The organism is Microbacterium sp. CCNWLW41, from assembly GCF_037083505.1.
This window is the reverse complement of sequence record NZ_JBAOJP010000002.1, coordinates 610,304-626,979: the sequence shown is the minus strand read 5'-3', so window position 1 is coordinate 626,979 and position 16,676 is coordinate 610,304. Positions and strand designations below refer to the sequence as shown.

Sequence of the window (16,676 nt, the reverse complement as noted above, 5' to 3'; positions counted from 1 at the left end):
CGGTCAGAACGCGTACTCCATGAGCTCCACGCCCAGGACCCGGAAGGCGTCGTGGGCGCGGAGACGGTGCATGATCGACAGGTCGTCGAAGCACACGATCAGCGCGTAGGCGACTCCCGCGCGCGGCCCTGCGAGCACCCCGGCCTCGACGCGGACCCCGTCCTCCCGACCGGTCTTGTTGACGAACAGGATCCCGTGCGAGTCGTTCTCGTGCGCGAACGGGTCCAGACCGGTCGCGGCGGCCACGAGGCTCAGATCGTGGTTCAGGCTCAGCCACTCGGACACCTGCGCGCTGACCGCCGCATCGACGACCCGCGAGTTCACCAGGTCGGCGAACAGGCGCGCCAGCTCCCCCGCGGTGCCGACGGCGAGGTGCGGAGCGTCATCGGGCCCCCGCCGGTCTCGTGTGCGGTCGAGCAGCGCCAGGCGCTCCAGTCCGAGCTCCTCGATCCGCGCCCGGACCCGGTCCAGGCCCACGTGGTCGAGCAGGGCGTTGACGGCGATCGGATCCCCCACCGCCGCCGCGAGCGTCGCGAGATCCGTGAGCGGGAGCGCCGGTGCCCGCAGATGCTGCCACACCCCGCCGATCGCGACCTGCTCGAGCTCCGCCCGCTCCACGACCTCCAGCGGGTCGATGCGGCCGGTCTCGAAGGCGGCCGCGGTCTCCACGAGCAGCGGCACGACCCCGAGGCCCCCGATCGGCAGCGTCACGTGGTCGTCGCCGGCGAGCACGCGTTCGCCGTGGTCCAGGTCGACGACGTGCACGGCGACCTGCGCCCCGGACTCGACCAGCCCTTCCAGGGCACGAAGGGTCGCGTCGAAGGAGCGGCGGCCGATCGCGGCGCGACGCGGAAGTCGTCGGGACGACCGCTGCGATCGGCGCAGGGCCGTGGACGGCGAAGGCTCGGGGGAGGTGCCCACGCGGATTCCTTCCGAGAAGGAGAGGGGGAGGTCGGCGCACGAGGACGTCGGTCGCACGGCTGCCCGCACGTCCCACGTCCCCCCGCGCCAGGGCTATCGTAACCCGCGCATGCGGCCGCCGACGGGGTTCGTCGGCGACCGCATCGGCGTCACCAGATGGTGACGCGCTGTGCCGGATCGAGCCACAGCCGGTCGCCTTCCGCGACGCCGAACGCCTCGTAGAAGGCGTCGATGTTGCGAACGATCTGGTTGCAGCGGAACTCGTTCGGCGAGTGGGGATCGACGGTGAGCAGGCGAATGGTCTCCGCCTCGCGGCTCTTCTGCTGCCAGGTCTGCGCCCACGACAGGAACAGGCGCTGGACGCCCGTGAGACCGTCGATCTCCGGTGCGGCCTCGCCCCGGAGGGAGAGCTCGTAGGCCTTCAGCGCGATGCCGAGACCGCCGAGGTCCCCGATGTTCTCGCCGATCGTCAGGGCGCCGTTGACGTGGTGGTCGCCGCTCAACCCCTCCGGCACGAGGGCGTCGTACTGGGCGATGAGCGACCCGGTGCGCTCCTCGAACGCGGCGCGGTCGGCGTCCGTCCACCAGTCCTGGAGCCGGCCGTCGCCGTCGTAACGGCTGCCCTGGTCGTCGAATCCGTGCCCGATCTCGTGCCCGATGACCGCGCCGATGCCGCCGTAGTTGGCGGCGCTGTCGCGGGCGGCGTCGAAGAACGGGTACTGCAGGATCGCCGCGGGGAACACGATCTCGTTCATCAGCGGGTTGTAGTACGCGTTGACCATCTGCGGCGGCATGAACCACTCGTCGCGGTCGATGGGCTTGCCGACCTTGCCCACGGTGCGGTCGTGCTCGAACGCGGCGGCGCGTCCGGCGTTGCCCACGAGGTCGTCCGCCGAGATCTCGACGGCGGTGTAGTCGCGCCAGGTCTGGGGGTGGCCGATCTTCGGGGTGAAGGTCGCGAGCTTGGCGAGCGCCCGCTCGCGGGTCTCCGGGCTCATCCACTCCAGCTCGGAGATGCTCTGCCGATAGGCCTCGATGAGGTTCGCGATGAGCTCGTCCATCGCCTCCTTGGCGGCCGGGGGGAAGTGGCGCTCCACGTACACCTTGCCGACCGCGTCGCCGAGCGAGCCCTCCACGAGGGAGACGCCCCGCTTCCAGCGCTCGCGGATGGTGGGGACGCCGGTGAGCTCGGTGCCGTAGAAGGAGAAGTTCTCGGCGACGATCTCATCCGTGAGGAACCCGGCCAGGCCGTGCACGACCTTCGCGCGCAGCCACGCCTTCCAGTCGTCCAGACGCCCCGGGACCAGCAGCGAGCCCAGGCCCTCGAAGAAGCTCGGCTGGTAGACGACGACCTCGTCGAACGCCCCGGGGTTGGCGGGCGCGACCGTCTCCCGCCACGGGGCGAGGTCGACGCCGACGAGCTCCTGGAACTCGGCCCAGGTGCGGAGGTTGTACGTCTTCACGGCGTCGCGGCTCGCCACGTTGTCCCAGTGGTGGGCCGCGATCTCGTGCTCCAGCGCGAAGGAGCGCTCCGCGTCCCCGGCCGGATCGGCGATCCCGGCGAGCCCGAGCAGGCGCTCGACGTGCGCCCGGTACGCGGCACGCGTGTCCGCGAAGGTGTCGAGACGGTAGTAGCTCTCGTCGGGGAGGGACAGCCCCGCCTGAACGACGAACGGCACGTAGCGCTCCGGGTTCCCGGGATCGGGCTCGACGTAGAGGCCGATCAGCGCGGCGACGCCGCGGCGGTCGAACTCGCCGGCGGCCGCGAGGAGCTCGGGGATCGAGGAGATCGCGTCTACGGTCGCGAGCGGCTCGCGCAGCGGCTCGATGCCGGCGGCCGCGATCCGCTCCGTGTCCATGAAGCTCGCGAACAGGTCGCCGATCTTGCGCGCCTCGGTTCCCGGTTCCGCTTCCTGCGCCTCCTCGATGATCGCCCGCACGTCCTTCTCGGCCTGCTCCGCGAGCAGGTGGAACGAGCCCCAGCGCGCCTTGTCGGCGGGGATCTCGGTGTTCTCGAGGAACGTGTGGTTCACGTGACGGTAGAGGTCGTCCTGGGGGCGGATCGCGGGATCGAACTCGCCGGTGGCGAGGCCGGAGGGCAGCACGTCGGTCATGGATCCCACCCTATGCGCGGGCGGCGACACCGCGTCCTATCGTGTTCCCATGGCACGCACACCCGCCGCGTCGGCCGCCGCCTTCGGTCCCGCGTCCCCGGCCGCGTCGCCCGCGCGGATCGCCGGCCTGGACCTGGCCCGCTTCGTCGCCGTGGCCGGGATGATGGCGGCGCACGTGTGGACCGTGACCCCGTCCGGGGAGGAGTCCCTCGCGGCCGCCGCGGTGTCGGGAAAGGCGGCGGGGCTGTTCGCGGTGCTCGCCGGCGCCGGGATCGCCCTGACCTCGCGGCGCGATCTCGCCGCCGGACGCGTCGGCGCCGCCCGACGCAATCTCTTCGGGCGCGGCCTCGCCCTCGTGATCATCGGCCTCACGCTGGGCCTGGCGCCGTCCGGCGTGCTCGTGATCCTGGTCTTCTACGGCGTCCTGTTCTGGGTGGCGATGCTCCTGGTGCGCTGGTCGGACCGTGCGCTCGTGATCGGCGCCGCGGCCCTCGGCCTGATCGGGCCGGTCGCCACCGCCCTGCTGCGCGCGGCGCTCGCGCAGCTCTTCGGACCCCCGGCGGGCGCGAGCACGCCGTCCTGGCCGAGCCTGCGGGATCCGCTCGCTCTCCTGCAGGACGTCCTGCTGACCGGCGCCTACCCGGTGCTGACCTGGATCGTCTACGCCATGGTCGGGATGCTGGTCGGCCGCGTACTCCTCCGGGCGTCCGATGCAGGATCCCGGGCACGTGCGGCCCGGCGACTGGCGGTCGTGGGCGCCGTCGCCGCGCTCGGCGGCTGGGGGCTCAGCGCCCTGCTCGCGGGACCGTTCGGCACCCTGGCGGCGCTGGAGGCGGAGCCCGCCTGGCTCGGCAGGGATGTCGAGGGCGCGTTCTACGCGTCCGGGTACGGCACGCCGCCGCCCGGGAGCCTCTGGTGGCTCGCCTCTCCCGCGCCGCACACGGGGACGCCGTTCGACCTCGCGATCACCACGGGCGTCGCGCTGGTGGTGATCGCCCTGTGCCTGGCGGCCGGGGCTGCGCTGCACGGGATCGGCGCGCGGCTGGTGGAACCGGTGCGGCGGGCGGGCGCCGCTCCGCTCACGATCTACACGCTCCACGTCCTCGCGACCGCGGTGACCGGGCTCGTGCGGGAGTCCGACGACGGGGCCCCGTGGGGCGTCGCGTGGTACGTGTCCAGCCCGGGGATGTGGGCGCTGCACGTCGCCGGCGCGGTGCTGGTCGGCCTCGTCCTGCTGCTGCTCGACCGCCGCGGGCCGTTGGAGACGTTCGTCTCGTGGTCGGGGCGGCTGTTCTCCCGGACCCCGCGGGCCTGATCCCGCTCAGTCGCGGGCGCGCCGCGCGGAGAACCACCGCCGGCGCGGACGCTGCTCGTCCGGTTCGGCGGTCGGGGCTTCGTGTCGCGCCTCTCGCCGCTGCCGCCACGCCGCGACCTCGGCGTCGGCGTCGCGCGTCCGCGTGACAACCGGCGGGCCGCCCTGCAGCTGCCGCCGGGCCTCGACCACCCGACGGTTGAAGTCCTCGATCAGGGCGCGGACATCCTCTTCACGCCCGAGGGCGTCGAGCGTCTCCTCCATCCCGCGGTCCTCCACGCGCAGGAGAAGGGCGGGCGGGCCGAGGCCGGTCAGTCCCTCGCGCTCGATCTTCCGCCGGATCCACCAGTCGGGATCCGACGACGCGGCCAGTCCCTCCAGGGGCTTGCCTGCGCCGGGAAGGTCGTCGAACTCGCCGCGACGGATCGCGACCTGGATCGCGGTCTCGACGATCGCCGGCATGGTCTCGGCGTTCAGGACGGCGGGTGACGGCGCGGGCTCCGTGCGGCCTCGGTTCCGTTCGACGGCGGCGCGGTAGCGATCCTCAGCGTCTCTCGTCCCGGTCATCGTGCACCCCCTGCGGTGTCGGCGTCCTCCTCCAGCCTACGACGGTCCGCCGCGGGCCGGTCCGGGACCACGCGCCGGGGACGTCGGCGCCACGGCCTAGGCTCGGTGGGTGGCCCGCTCCTCCCTCAACCGCGAGATCCTGCGCCTGGCGATCCCCGCACTGGGCGCGTTGATCGCCGAGCCGGCGTTCCTGATCGTGGACGCGGCGCTGGTGGGGCACCTGGGCACGACACCGCTGGCGGGCCTCGGCATCGCCTCGGCGGTGCTGCAGACCTTCGTCGGCCTGATGGTGTTCCTCGCTTACTCCACCACGCCCGCCGTGGCGCGCAGGTTCGGGGCCGGGGATCCCGGCGACGCCGTCTCCGTCGGGATCGACGGGATGTGGCTCGCTCTCGGGCTCGGTGCGATGCTGGCGGTCGCCGGCGCGTGGTCGTCGCCGTGGCTGGTCGGTCTGTTCGGGGCCTCGGAGGCGGTCGCCCAGCAGGCCGACACCTACCTCGTCATCTCGATGTGGGGCCTTCCGGCCATGCTCGTGGTGTTCGCGGCGACGGGACTCCTGCGCGGGATGCAGGACACGATGACCCCGCTGTGGATCGCGGGCAGCGGCTTCGCCGCCAACGCCGCGCTGAACGCGCTGTTCATCTACGGGCTCGGCTGGGGCATCGCGGGCTCCGCGCTCGGCACGGTGGTCGCCCAATGGGGCATGGTGGGCGCGTACGTCGTCGTCGTGGGACGCCTCGCGCGGCGGCACGATGCGTCGATCCGGGCGGAGCTGTCCGGCATCCGAGGCTCGGCGCGGTCGGGGGGCTGGCTGTTCCTGCGCACCGTGTCGCTGCGCGTCGCGCTGCTGGCGACCGTGGGCGTCGCCACGGGCATCGGGACGACCGAGCTCGCCGGGTGGCAGGTCGTCTACACGGTGTTCTCCGCGGCGGCCTTCGCCCTCGACGCCCTCGCGATCGCGGCGCAGGCGCTGATCGGCAAGAACCTGGGGGCGAAGGACGAGCAGGCCGCCCGGCAGGTGCTGGCGAGGACGGTGGCCTGGGGGACGTGGTTCGGCGTGGTCGTGGGCCTCGCGATCGGAGCGCTCTCCGGTGTGATCGGCCTGGTCTTCACCGGCGACCCGGACCTCGCCGCCCTCATCCAGCCCGCCCTGATCGTGCTGGCCGTCGCGCAGCCCGTCGCGGGCGTCGTGTTCGTCCTCGACGGAGTGCTCATGGGCGCCGGGGACGCCCGCTACCTCGCGCTGGCGGGCGGCATCAACCTCCTCGTCTTCCTTCCCGCCCTCGCCGTCGTCGCCGCGACCGGCGTGGACGGGGTCGCGGGGCTCATCTGGATCGCCGTGGCGTTCTTCGGCGTGTACCTGCTGGTGCGCCTCGCGACCCTCGGCCTGCGCGTACGCACCGGCCGCTGGCTGCGCGTCGCGGTATGACGCACGGCACGTGACGGGATCCCTCGTCCTCCACCGCGGACGAGAATCTCGCCTTCTCCCCCGTGTCCGCGCCGCGACTCATCGACCGCTCAGAACCCTGGCACTCTGGCATGCAATCCGCCATACTCGAAGGGTGCTGTCGATGTCCGAACCTCAGGTCTGGGTGCTGATCGGCGTCCTCGCCGCAGCCATGTTCGGCATGATCACGGTCGTGTCGACGATGTTCATCCACGTCATCAAGTCGGAGATCGGGGGGCTACGCGCGGAGCTCATCGGCGAGATCCGCGCGCTCGATCGCGATGTGTCGGCGCTGTACCGACACGTCCTCGGCATCGACCGCGACTGAGATCGAGAGGCGGCGTCCTCAGCGCGACGGCTCCGGATCCCGGTCCTCGAGCGCCTCCAGATGCGCCAGGGCGCGCTCGCGGTTCCGCCGCTCCTCGTCCTTGGCGGCTCGCCGGGCCTCCCGCCCGCGCGGGCGGACCGGTGCGAGCGGTTCGGAGGCGCGGTGCATCGCGTACCCCCACGCGGCGAGCGCGAGCAGCGGACCCCACAGCCAGAACGGAAACAGCACGGAGACCTCGAGCAGGGCGCCGTCCGCCGGCAGTCCACCCTCCGCCGCCAGGAGGAGGAAGTCGAGTCCTCCGGTGAGGAACAGCACCGCGACCGCGACCGCGGGGATCACGGCGAGACCGACCGGCACCGGGCGATCCCCGAGCAGGGCGAACCGCGACGAGAACCGCTCTCCCCACGGGCGGATGAGCCCGAGCGTGAGCACTCCGCCGGTGAGCATCCCGGCGCCGAGGAGGAGTCCGGTGAGCAGCATCGCGGGCTCGCGCGCGAAGAGCTCGGCGTCCCCGCCGAACTGCGGCCACGGCGTCAGCCACGACGCGCGCGCGAGGGCGTAGGGCAGGGCGCACGCGGCGGCGACGATCGTGATCGCGCGGCGATGGCGAACGACGCCTGCGGCGACGCGGCCGTAGGGCGGGCGCGCATCGCCGATGGCCCAGAGCACGAGCGCCGTCGACACGACGAGGTAGACGGCGGTCGTCCCGGCGAACGGCAGCTGCCGTGCGAAGGCGGGGAGGAGACGCACGAGGAGATCACCGGCGTCGAGGAGCCGGACGGCGACGAATCCCGCCGCACCCAGGCCGGCGATCGCGGCCAGGCCCGCCACCGGGTGCCGGAGCGTCAGCAGCACGATCGCCGCGACGACCAGGCCCACCGCGACGAGCGCGAACGTGTAGCCGGCCACCGGGATGACACCACCGGGGGCGAGGAGGACGACGCCCGCGGCCAGAGCGGCCGCCGCGATCCGGATTCCTGCGGGTCGGCGCGACGCGGAACGCTCGACGACGAGGGCCCGCAGTCCCGTCACGATCCCGGCGAGGCCCAGCAGCAGGCTCAGCACCGCGGACGGGACGGGCGCGATCCACCGGTCGAGCAGGCCCGGCGGCACCTCGGCGAACCATCCGGCGACGGTCGGGACGGTGAGCCGCAGAAGCGCGAGCGCCGTGACGATCGAGGACGCGGCGACCGACAGCAGGGGGAAGAGGAGCCTGGTTCGTGCGTGCATGCCTCGACGCTAGGAAGCGGCGCGGCATCCCCGCATCGCCCTCCGGGGTGGATCGGATCACCCGCGCGGGTGATCCTGCTCCGCCGCCGGCCGCAGCACTCCGTTCTCATACGCCCAGATGACCACGTGGATCCGGTCGGGCAGGGCGAGCTTGGCGAGCACGGCCTTCACATGGGTCTTGACGGTATTGGGCGACAGGAAGAGGCGCTGGGCGATCTCGTCATTGGACAGCCCGGCGGCCAGCAGCCGCACGACCTCCTGCTCCCGCGGGGTGAGCGTGGTCAGCGCCGCGGACGCGTCCGGATCCCGCGGCGCCACGGCGCTCCGCACGAATCCCACGAGCGCCTCCAGGGCCCGCTCCCCCACCACGCGTTCGCCCGCCGCCACCGCCACGACCGCGTCCGCGACCTCCTGCGGCGCCGCGTCCTTGGTCAGGAATCCGCTCGCGCCCGCGCGGATCGCCCCCACCACGTACTCGTCCAGATCGAACGTCGTGAGGACCAGCACGCGCACGCCGGGATGACGACGGCGCACCTCCGCCGTCGCGGCGATGCCGTCGGTGCCGGGCATCCGCACGTCCATCAGCACCACGTCGACCACCCGCTCGTCCGCGAGAGCGATCGCCTCGTCCCCGGACCGCACCGAGCCCACGATCTCGATCCGCTCGTCCCGCGCCAGCATCAGCGCGAGCGCCTCCCGGAGCAGGTCCTGGTCGTCGGCCAGCAGCACTCGGACCGTCATCCTCGTCCCTCCGTCGCGCCTCGGGCCGCACCGCCGTCTCCGTACGGGAACACCGCCCGCACCGTCCACGCCCGGTCATGGCCTGCCGTGCTCGGCCCGGCGGTCAGGACGCCGCCCGCGAGCCGCACCCGCTCGGCGAGGCCGACCAGGCCGGTGCCGCTGCCGAGCCCGAAGTCCCGGCGTCCGGCACCGCCGTCGTCCTCGACGACGGCCTCCAGGGCGCTCCGTTCCCATCGCAGCGCGACCGTCACCCGCACGGGCGGCCTCGTGTGCCGGATCGCATTCGTCAGCGCCTCGCGCACGACGTGGTGGAGCGCGAGCATGGCACCCGGCCCCAGTGCGACAGGCACGCCGCTCTCGTCCAGCTCGATGTCGACGCGGGGGCTGCGGGCGTCCTCGACGAGCGCGCGCACCGCCGCCAGATCCGGCGCCGGCGAGCGAGACGCCTCGTCGGCGACGACGCCGCGCATGCCCCGCAGCGCCTCCCGGCCGGTCCGGGTGACGACGTCGAGGGCGCGCTCGCTCGTCAGCGGGTCTTCGCGCAGGAGCGTCCTCGCGACCTCGGCCTGGGCGATCATCACCGTGAGCGCATGGGCCACGACGTCGTGCAGATCCCGGCTGATCCGGCCCCGCTCGGCGATCACCGCCTGCTCGGCGCGCATGCGCGCGGCGTCCTCGACCCGGATCCGGCGCGAGCGCTCCAGTGCGCCGAACGCCCACGCGGCGGCGTTGACGGCCGCGAGACCCACGAACGAGCCGAGACGCAGGAGCGGATCCGGAAGGTCCGTGGCGAGCGCCGACACGATGCCTGCGCCGATGACGCCGACGCCCAGCGCCGCGAGACTCAGTCGCGTCGTGCACTGGACCGCCACCTGACCGAGGCAGAGCAGGAACGCCGCCGCGGACGGATACAGCGCGGCCGCGACGACGCCGTCCGCCGGGAGCAGGGCGAGCGCGAGCATCACCAGGGCCGCGGCGACGAAGGCGGGTCGCGGATGCCGGACGGCGACGAACGAGGCGGCGTGGAGCCCGACGAACAGGGCGATGGCCGCGACGACGACGAGCGGGGGGCCCTCCGCCTGGACGAGGGACACGATCGTGGCCGGCAGGAGGACGACCGTGGCCGCGGCGGTCGCGATGACGTCGATCCGGAGCCAGAACCGCGGCGAGGCCGTTCGCGCGGATGCGCGCGACGCGGCCCTGCCCTGTGCTCTCACCCCCTCATGCTCCCATCCCGGGTCCGGTCCGCGGCGGTCCGCCGGTCGTCATCCGGCGTGCCGCCGGCACCACTCGTACATGATGACGGCCGCGGCCGCACTGGCGTTGATCGACCGCGTCGATCCGTACTGGGTGATCTCCACGTGCCCGCTCGCCGCCGCGATCGCCTCCGCGCTCAGCCCGGGCCCCTCCTGCCCGAAGAGCAGGACGCAGCGCGCGGGTAGGTCCGCCTCCTGCACGGGGAGGGCGCCCTCGACGTTGTCGACCGCGATGATCGGGATCCGTTCGTCCTGCGCCCACGCGGCGAACGCCGCGACGTCCTCGTGGTGCACGACATGCTGGTACCGATCGGTGACCATCGCCCCGCGGCGGTTCCACCGACGCCGACCGATGATGTGCACGGTGTCGGCGAGGAAGGCGTTGGCGCTGCGCACGATCGAGCCGATGTTCATGTCGTGCTGCCAGTTCTCGATCGCGACGTGGAACGGGTGGCGGCGGGCGTCCAGGTCGGCGACGATCGCCTCCATGCGCCAGTAGCGGTAGCGGTCGATCACGTTGCGGGTGTCGCCGTGGGCGAGCAGCTCCGGGTCGAAGTGCGCGTCACCCGGCCAGCTCTCCGGGCCGCCCGGCCACGGCCCCACGCCGTGCGTGCTGCGTTCGGGCGTCTCGGTGCTCACCCGCTCAGCCTATTCACCGGTCGCCGGCGACGGCTCCGGGCCGCGCGGCCCGGAGCTACCGACGCGGGTAGGCTCGTCCCATGCCCTCCGACTCCCGTCGCCCCGACGACTCCGCGGCCCGCCGCGCCGTGGCGATCTGCACGTGGGCGGGGATCGGGACGGCGGCTCTCGGGGTGCTGCTCGTCGCCGTGCCGTCGCTGCTGCCCGTCGGCGGTCCCTGGGTGCAGCTGGCGCTCGGGGCGATCACGCTCTTCCTCGCCTTCCGCGCGCGGGCGATCGGGATGCGCGGCGTGAACGACTTCGACGGCCGCCTGGGGCTGCTGGCGGCGATCGCCGGTTTCGCGATCATCTTCTTCGCCGGACAGGTCGCCTTCGCGACGCTCTCGCGCCTCGGCGGCTGACCGGGAAGCCGGGACCGGCCCGCCGGTAGGCTGGATCCGTGGCCTCCCCCGCGTTCGACGACTACCTGAAGACCGTGTACGCGCACACGGAGTGGCAGGCCGCGCCGATCACCCCGTCGCAGCTCGCGCTCAAGCTGGGGATCGCGCCGTCGAGCGTCACGGAGATGGTCAAGAAGCTGGCCGCGGCCGGACTCGTCTCCCACGTCCCCTACGGCGCCGTGCGCCTCACCCCGGAGGGCGAGCAGCGCGCGCTGGCGATGCTGCGGCGCCACCGCCTCATCGAGACCTGGCTCGTCCGCGAGTTCGGCTACGCCTGGGACGAGGTCCACGACGAGGCCGAGGTGCTGGAGCACACCATCAGCGACCGCCTGCTCGAAGGCATCGACGAGCGGCTCGGCCGACCCCGGTTCGATCCGCACGGGGATGCGATCCCGGACGCGGCAGGGACCGTCGACCGCGCGCCGTTCGTCCTGCTCGCCGACGCCGCCATCGGTCACGTCGGCCGGGTGCTGCGCGTGGACGACCGCGATCCCGAGCTGCTGCGCGCGCTGGAGAACGCCGGGGTGTCGGTCGGCGTCACCGTCGCGGTCACGCCCGACGGCCCCCGCGTGGAGGGGGCTGCGCTTCCGGACGGCAGCGCGGCGATCGTCTGGCTCACCACCTGAGGGCGACGCGGATCGCACGCGCCCAGCCGCCGGCTCTAGGCTGATCCCATGTCCGAACGCGCCGAGATCGAATGCTGGCTCACCGACATGGACGGCGTGCTCGTCCATGAGAACGACGCGCTGCCCGGGGCCGCCGACCTCCTCGCCGGATGGGAGCGCGACGGGATCCCGTACCTCGTCCTGACGAACAACTCGATCTTCACCGCGCGCGACCTGTCCGCGCGCCTGCGCGCCAGCGGACTGCACGTGCCGGAGGAGCGGATCTGGACCTCCGCGCTCGCCACGGCGGACTTCCTCAAGCAGCAGCAGCCCGGCGGCTCGGCGTTCGTGATCGGAGAGGCCGGCATCCTGACGGCGCTGCACGAGGCCGGGTTCATCATGACCGAGACGAACCCGGACTTCGTCGTGGTCGGCGAGACCCGCAACTACTCGTTCGAGGCGATCACCAAGGCCATCCGGCTCATCGAGCGCGGCGCGCGCTTCATCGTCACCAATCCCGACGCGACGGGCCCGAGCGCCGACGGGCCGCTGCCGGCGACCGGGGCGATCGCGGCGCTCATCACGAAGGCGACCGGGCGCGAGCCGTACGTCGTCGGAAAGCCCAACCCGATGATGTTCCGCTCGGCGCTGAACAAGATCGGCGCGCACTCCAAGGTCACCGGCATGATCGGCGACCGGATGGATACCGACATCGTCGCCGGGATCGAGGCCGGCCTGCACACGGTCCTGGTCCTCACGGGCATCAGCGACCGCCGCGAGATCGAGCGCTACCCGTTCCGACCGGACGAGGTCGTGGGCGGAGTCATCGATCTCCTCCCCGCTCCGGGCGAGGCCCCGGCGAGTCCCGCGGACGAGGCCTCGGAGGGCTGACCCGTGTCGCAGCACACGCTCCTGCTCCTCGTCGGGCTGGTGATCGGCCTGACGACGCTCGTCGTCCTGATCGTCCAGTTCGTGCGGTCGCGCCGCGGCTCCGGGCCTCAGCGCGGGTGGTGGGAGGGTCCCTGGGACGAGGACGAGAAGCGCTGACGACGAGCTGATCCGCGTTACGCTCGTCCTCCCCAGGGCGGCCCGCTGCGGGCTTGTCCACGGTCCGCGCGAAGGGCACGCCGCCCCGCCCGACGAGCCTCTACGGTCTCTGGTGAACCGAGTTTCCACCGAGCAACAATGGAGGGGTGTACGTGTCACCGGAGATCTTCGCGGTCGTCCTGAGCGCCGTCGGCGTCGTCGTGACGTTCGGGGTCGCCATGGTCGCGGGCTTCGGCTGGTGCGTGCGACGCATCGACGCCGCCGTCGCCCGCCTCGAGCACCGGGTGGACGCGCGCATCGACGCGCTCGACGAGAGACTCACCGCCCGGATCGACGCCGTCGAAGAGAAGCTCACCGCCCGCATCGACGCCGTCGAAGAGAAGCTCACCGCCCGCATCGACGCCGTCGAAGAGAAGCTCACCGCCCGCATCGACGCCCTGGAGAACCGGCTCACGACGGAGACCACGGACCTCAGGGTGGCGATCGCACGGATCGAGGGCACGCCGCGGCGACTGCTGACGACGCACTGAGTCGTCGGACCGAACCCGATGGGCCTCGGCGGGCCGGCGTCAGGTCAGCGTCAGGCCCGACACCGGCTCCGCAGGCTCCGGCATCCGGAGTGGTCCGTCGCCGGGCGTGATCGTGCCGAGGATCCGCGCGGCCGCGGCGCCCGTCGCCTCGGGCAGCACAGCGGGAACGCCGTTCATGGTGCACCACCCGATGAGGGCGAACAGGATCGCCTCCTTGGCGTCCGCGGGTGCGCCCAGCTCGTCCGCGAGCACCACGTCCGCCCCCGGCAGCGCGGCCCGCAGCCCGTCCATGACCTGCGGATTGCGGCAGCCGCCGCCGGAGACCGCGAGGAAGCGCACCCCGGCCTCGCGGATGTCGGCGGCCACGGTGCGCACCGTGAGCTCGGTGAGCGTCCGGACGACGTCGGCGACGGGGATCGGACGCTCCTGCGCCGCGAGGTGCTGACGCACGTAGTCGAGGTGGAAGTGCTCCTTGCCCGTGCTCTTCGGCGCCGGCAGGTCGTAGTACGGATCCGCCAGCAGTGCCTCCAGCAGCCGCTCGTCGACGTGTCCGGCGGCGGCGATCCGGCCGTCCTCGTCGTAGCCGCGATCGTTCAGCCCCTCGGCGACGATCACCGCGTCGATGAGGGCGTTGGCCGGGCCGATGTCGTATCCGCGCACGTCGCCCTCTCCGCCGACGATCGTGACGTTCGCGATCCCGCCGAGGTTGAGCGCGGCGGCGGGCCGGATCCGTCCGCGCAGCAGCAGGTCGTCGAGGAACGGCACGAGCGGGGCGCCGTTGCCGCCGGCGGTGATGTCGCGGATGCGCACGTCGGACACGACGGGCACGCCCAGACGCTCGGCGATCCACGCCGGCTGGCCGACCTGCAGCGTTCCCCGCGCGGCGTTGCCCTCCACCCAGTGGTAGACGGTCTGCCCGTGCGAGCAGACGGCGTCCACGCCCCCGACGGCCTGCGCAGCCGCCGCGGCGACCTCGGCGAAGGCCTGCCCGATGAGGGTGTCGAGCTCGGCGATCTCGGCGAGCGTGGTGGGGTTCGGCGGCAGGGCGGCGATCAGTCGCCGCCGCAGCACCGGGTCGTACGGGATCTCGGTCGTGTGCAGCACGCGTCCGCGCAGGAGCGTCCCGTCCCGCTCGAACGCGACCACGGCCGCGTCGATCCCGTCGTGGGACGTGCCCGACTGCAGCCCGAGGACCCTCACCGGCCCCTCCCTGCGGCCCTCATCGGTCGTCGTCCGAGGCGGCGCGGAGGATCAGCGCGGCCGCACCGATGAGCGGGCCCTCGTCCTCGAGACCCGATCGGACGACCCGGGTGCGCCGGGAGTAGTCGTGCGCCGCCGTGTCGGCGACAGCCCGCTGGACGAGGTCGATGTAGTCCGCCGACACGCGGGAGAACCCGCCGCCGATCGCGACAACCTCCAGGTCGACGAGCGTCGAGGCGTCGGCGAGCGCCGCTCCCACCGCTGCGGCGGAACGCTCGATCGCCGCCCGGGCGATCCGGTCCCCGGCTGCGGCGTCGCGCGCCAGGTCCTCGCCGCGTTCGCCCGTCCACCCCTGCGCACGCGCCCAGGCCACGCTCGCAGGCCCCGAGGCCACCTCCTCCAGGGTCAGCGACCCCTCGGCGTGCACCTGCCCGAGGTGACCGGCGTTGCCCGTGGCGCCCGGCAGGTACCGCCCGCCCATCACGAAGCCGCCGCCCACGCCGGTGGACACGACGATCGACAGCGACGAGGCCGCCCCCTGGGTCGCGCCGAGCCAGGACTCGGCGAGCGCGAGGCACCCGCCGTCGTGCCCGAACGCCGTGCGGACCGGTGCCCCGCGGACGGCGGAGGCGGAGTCGCGCACGGTGCCGGCGAGATCGAAGCCCCGGGCTCGCGGCATGTTCACCGGGTGGATCAGACCGCGCTCGCGATCGATCGGTCCGGCGCTCCCCACGCCGGCGCCGAGCAGCTCGTCCCCGGACGAGAGTCCGGCGAGCGCCGCGGAGATGACGGCGTCCAGCGCCTCGCGGAGCGAGTCGGGCGTGGCGTCCGGACCGGTCGGGCGGCGGGTGCGCGTCGTGTCGACGACGGTGCCGTCCGCGGCGACGAGCGCCGCCTCGAGCTTGGTGCCGCCGACGTCGACGGCCAGGGCGTAGGCGGTCACTGCGGGTCGAGCCCGAGGTCGTCGAGGTCGATGGCCGCGCGCCACTCCAGCCCGGCGGCCTCGATCGCGGCCTGGGCGCCGGTCTTGCGGTCGACGATCACCGCGACCGCCACCACCTCGGCGCCCTCACGACGCAGCACCTCGACCGCCTTGAGCGCGGACTGGCCGGTGGTGGAGGTGTCCTCCAGCACGACCACGCGGCGTCCCGCCACCTCGGCGCCCTCGATCTGGCGTCCGCGCCCGTGGTCCTTGGGCTCCTTGCGCACGACGAAGGCGTCCAGCGGACGGTCGCTGTCGGCGGCGGCGTGCAGGACGGCGTTGGCGATCGGATCCGCGCCGAGCGTGAGCCCGCCCACCGCGACCACGTCGAGGTCGGCGATGAGATCGCGCATGATCCGACCGATCGCGGGCGCCGCGCGGTGATCCAGCGTGAGACGACGCATGTCGACGTAATAGGTCGCCTTCTTGCCGCTGGAGAGCGTGAAGTCGCCGTGGAAGACGGCCTCAGCCGTGATCAGGGCGATCAGGGCCTGGCGGTCGGCCTCGAGTTCCGGGGTGCTGAGCGTCACGGGCATCAGTCTACGGCGGCCTCCCGGACGCCCCGGGAGTCGGGACAGCTGCACGATCCGGGGACGCATGCAGGATCGCTCCCGCGGATCCGCCGTGCTCCCGTATCGGGATCGTGCATCCGCGCCACGCGCCGCCGCTGTCCGCCTGGCGTGCCGTCCGCCCAGCGCCTATCGTGGCCCGCGTACGCCACAGAAGGAGGAGCAGCCGTGCTCGACGTCGATCCCTATGCCGCCCTCGCTCGCCTGCGCGAGTTCGCCCCGCTGGCGCTGACCAGCCCCGACTTCGCCGACGGCGCGCCGCTCCCGGTCAGCGCCTGGTCGGCCTCCCGCGGCGGAGAGGACCGCTCGCCCGCGCTGAGCTGGGGCGAGCCGCCCGCCGGCACGAAGAGCTTCGCGGTCTCCTGCCTCGATCCGGACGCCCCGACCGGCACCGGATACTGGCACTGGGCCGTCGCGAACCTCCCCGCCGATCTGCGCTCCCTCGCCGCGGGAGCGGGCGACGGCGAGCCGGGCTCGCTTCCCGTCGGCGCGGTGACGCTCCCCAACGAGGCGCGCCTGCCCCGCTACATCGGCGCGGCTCCGCCGGCGGGGACCGGCGTCCACCGCTACGTCTTCGTGGTCGACGCCCTGGACGTCGAGGCGATCGAGCTCACGGGAGACGAGACGCCCGCGTACCTCGGGTTCAACCGCCACTTCCACACGCTGGCACGCGGCATCCTCACCGGGACGGGCGACCCCGCGGACCGCTGACGCGTCACGTCGCCTCGCTCTGGACGGATGGCGCGGT

Annotated in this window: 19 protein-coding genes; 9 read left to right on the top strand and 10 right to left on the bottom strand. The window is 73.3% G+C overall.

Going from position 1 to position 16,676, the window contains the following annotated elements; all coding sequences use genetic code 11:
- Nucleotides 1-3 precede the first annotated feature (3 nt).
- A complete protein-coding gene (locus tag V6R91_RS10775; RefSeq protein ID WP_336395419.1) occupies nucleotides 4-921 on the bottom strand; it encodes a serine hydrolase in 918 nt (305 codons plus the stop codon).
- A gap of 149 nt (nucleotides 922-1,070) precedes the next feature.
- Nucleotides 1,071-3,035: a M13 family metallopeptidase gene (locus V6R91_RS10770; protein ID WP_336395418.1), complete on the bottom strand. Its 1,965-nt coding sequence runs from the start codon at nucleotides 3,033-3,035 to the stop codon at nucleotides 1,071-1,073.
- A gap of 49 nt (nucleotides 3,036-3,084) precedes the next feature.
- Here V6R91_RS10770 and V6R91_RS10765 point away from each other — a divergent pair, with 49 nt between their 5' ends.
- The gene (locus V6R91_RS10765) at nucleotides 3,085-4,350 is read left to right on the top strand and encodes a heparan-alpha-glucosaminide N-acetyltransferase domain-containing protein (protein WP_336395417.1); all 1,266 of its coding nucleotides are present in this window, start codon (nucleotides 3,085-3,087) and stop codon (nucleotides 4,348-4,350) included.
- A 6-nt stretch (nucleotides 4,351-4,356) separates the two neighbouring features.
- On the opposite strand, the gene V6R91_RS10760 is transcribed toward V6R91_RS10765, so the two are convergent.
- Entirely contained in the window at nucleotides 4,357-4,914 is a 558-nt protein-coding gene (locus tag V6R91_RS10760; RefSeq protein WP_231819698.1) for a J-domain-containing protein, read from the bottom strand.
- A gap of 109 nt (nucleotides 4,915-5,023) precedes the next feature.
- Here V6R91_RS10760 and V6R91_RS10755 point away from each other — a divergent pair, with 109 nt between their 5' ends.
- Together V6R91_RS10755 and V6R91_RS10750 are read left to right on the top strand one after the other, a co-directional pair.
- Nucleotides 5,024-6,343: an MATE family efflux transporter gene (locus V6R91_RS10755; RefSeq protein WP_336395416.1), complete on the top strand. Its 1,320-nt coding sequence runs from the start codon at nucleotides 5,024-5,026 to the stop codon at nucleotides 6,341-6,343.
- A gap of 142 nt (nucleotides 6,344-6,485) precedes the next feature.
- Nucleotides 6,486-6,689: a hypothetical protein gene (locus V6R91_RS10750; protein ID WP_231819696.1), complete on the top strand. Its 204-nt coding sequence runs from the start codon at nucleotides 6,486-6,488 to the stop codon at nucleotides 6,687-6,689.
- A gap of 18 nt (nucleotides 6,690-6,707) precedes the next feature.
- On the opposite strand, the gene V6R91_RS10745 is transcribed toward V6R91_RS10750, so the two are convergent.
- From V6R91_RS10745 to V6R91_RS10730, 4 genes are read right to left on the bottom strand one after another with little or no spacing between them, the layout of a single operon-like run.
- A complete protein-coding gene (locus V6R91_RS10745; RefSeq protein WP_336395415.1) occupies nucleotides 6,708-7,919 on the bottom strand; it encodes a hypothetical protein in 1,212 nt (403 codons plus the stop codon).
- A gap of 57 nt (nucleotides 7,920-7,976) precedes the next feature.
- Nucleotides 7,977-8,660 carry a response regulator transcription factor gene (locus tag V6R91_RS10740; protein ID WP_336395414.1) on the bottom strand — a complete coding sequence of 228 codons (684 nt, stop codon included), beginning with the start codon at nucleotides 8,658-8,660 and terminating at the stop codon, nucleotides 7,977-7,979.
- The gene (locus tag V6R91_RS10735) at nucleotides 8,657-9,877 is read right to left on the bottom strand and encodes a sensor histidine kinase (protein ID WP_336395413.1); all 1,221 of its coding nucleotides are present in this window, start codon (nucleotides 9,875-9,877) and stop codon (nucleotides 8,657-8,659) included. Before V6R91_RS10735 ends, V6R91_RS10740 begins: the two co-directional genes overlap by 4 nt.
- A gap of 48 nt (nucleotides 9,878-9,925) precedes the next feature.
- On the bottom strand, nucleotides 9,926-10,555 hold the full coding sequence (locus tag V6R91_RS10730) for a TrmH family RNA methyltransferase (RefSeq protein ID WP_336395412.1): 630 nt from the start codon (nucleotides 10,553-10,555) through the stop codon (nucleotides 9,926-9,928).
- Nucleotides 10,556-10,635: 80 nt separating this feature from the next.
- Here V6R91_RS10730 and V6R91_RS10725 point away from each other — a divergent pair, with 80 nt between their 5' ends.
- From V6R91_RS10725 to V6R91_RS10705, 5 genes are all read left to right on the top strand, one after another.
- A complete protein-coding gene (locus tag V6R91_RS10725; protein ID WP_067243902.1) occupies nucleotides 10,636-10,956 on the top strand; it encodes a hypothetical protein in 321 nt (106 codons plus the stop codon).
- Nucleotides 10,957-10,994: 38 nt separating this feature from the next.
- Entirely contained in the window at nucleotides 10,995-11,621 is a 627-nt protein-coding gene (locus V6R91_RS10720; protein WP_336395411.1) for a metal-dependent transcriptional regulator, read from the top strand.
- Between the two features lie 48 nt (nucleotides 11,622-11,669).
- On the top strand, nucleotides 11,670-12,491 hold the full coding sequence (locus tag V6R91_RS10715) for an HAD-IIA family hydrolase (RefSeq protein WP_271061124.1): 822 nt from the start codon (nucleotides 11,670-11,672) through the stop codon (nucleotides 12,489-12,491).
- 3 nt (nucleotides 12,492-12,494) lie between these two features.
- Nucleotides 12,495-12,647 carry a hypothetical protein gene (locus tag V6R91_RS10710; RefSeq protein WP_169797653.1) on the top strand — a complete coding sequence of 51 codons (153 nt, stop codon included), beginning with the start codon at nucleotides 12,495-12,497 and terminating at the stop codon, nucleotides 12,645-12,647.
- Nucleotides 12,648-12,793: 146 nt separating this feature from the next.
- A complete protein-coding gene (locus tag V6R91_RS10705; protein WP_336395410.1) occupies nucleotides 12,794-13,177 on the top strand; it encodes a hypothetical protein in 384 nt (127 codons plus the stop codon).
- A 39-nt stretch (nucleotides 13,178-13,216) separates the two neighbouring features.
- Here V6R91_RS10705 and V6R91_RS10700 read toward each other — a convergent pair whose 3' ends face one another.
- From V6R91_RS10700 to pyrE, 3 genes are read right to left on the bottom strand one after another with little or no spacing between them, the layout of a single operon-like run.
- On the bottom strand, nucleotides 13,217-14,377 hold the full coding sequence (locus V6R91_RS10700; RefSeq protein ID WP_336395409.1) for an anhydro-N-acetylmuramic acid kinase: 1,161 nt from the start codon (nucleotides 14,375-14,377) through the stop codon (nucleotides 13,217-13,219).
- 19 nt (nucleotides 14,378-14,396) lie between these two features.
- Nucleotides 14,397-15,320 (bottom strand): ROK family protein, encoded by a 924-nt coding sequence (locus V6R91_RS10695; RefSeq protein WP_271061120.1) that lies wholly within the window; start codon nucleotides 15,318-15,320, stop codon nucleotides 14,397-14,399.
- The gene (gene pyrE / locus V6R91_RS10690) at nucleotides 15,317-15,895 is read right to left on the bottom strand and encodes an orotate phosphoribosyltransferase (protein ID WP_067243894.1); all 579 of its coding nucleotides are present in this window, start codon (nucleotides 15,893-15,895) and stop codon (nucleotides 15,317-15,319) included. Before pyrE ends, V6R91_RS10695 begins: the two co-directional genes overlap by 4 nt.
- 201 nt (nucleotides 15,896-16,096) lie before the next feature.
- On the opposite strand from pyrE, the gene V6R91_RS10685 reads away from it, so the two are divergent.
- Entirely contained in the window at nucleotides 16,097-16,639 is a 543-nt protein-coding gene (locus V6R91_RS10685) for a YbhB/YbcL family Raf kinase inhibitor-like protein (protein ID WP_271061118.1), read from the top strand.
- The last annotated feature ends 37 nt before the right edge of the window (nucleotides 16,640-16,676 follow it).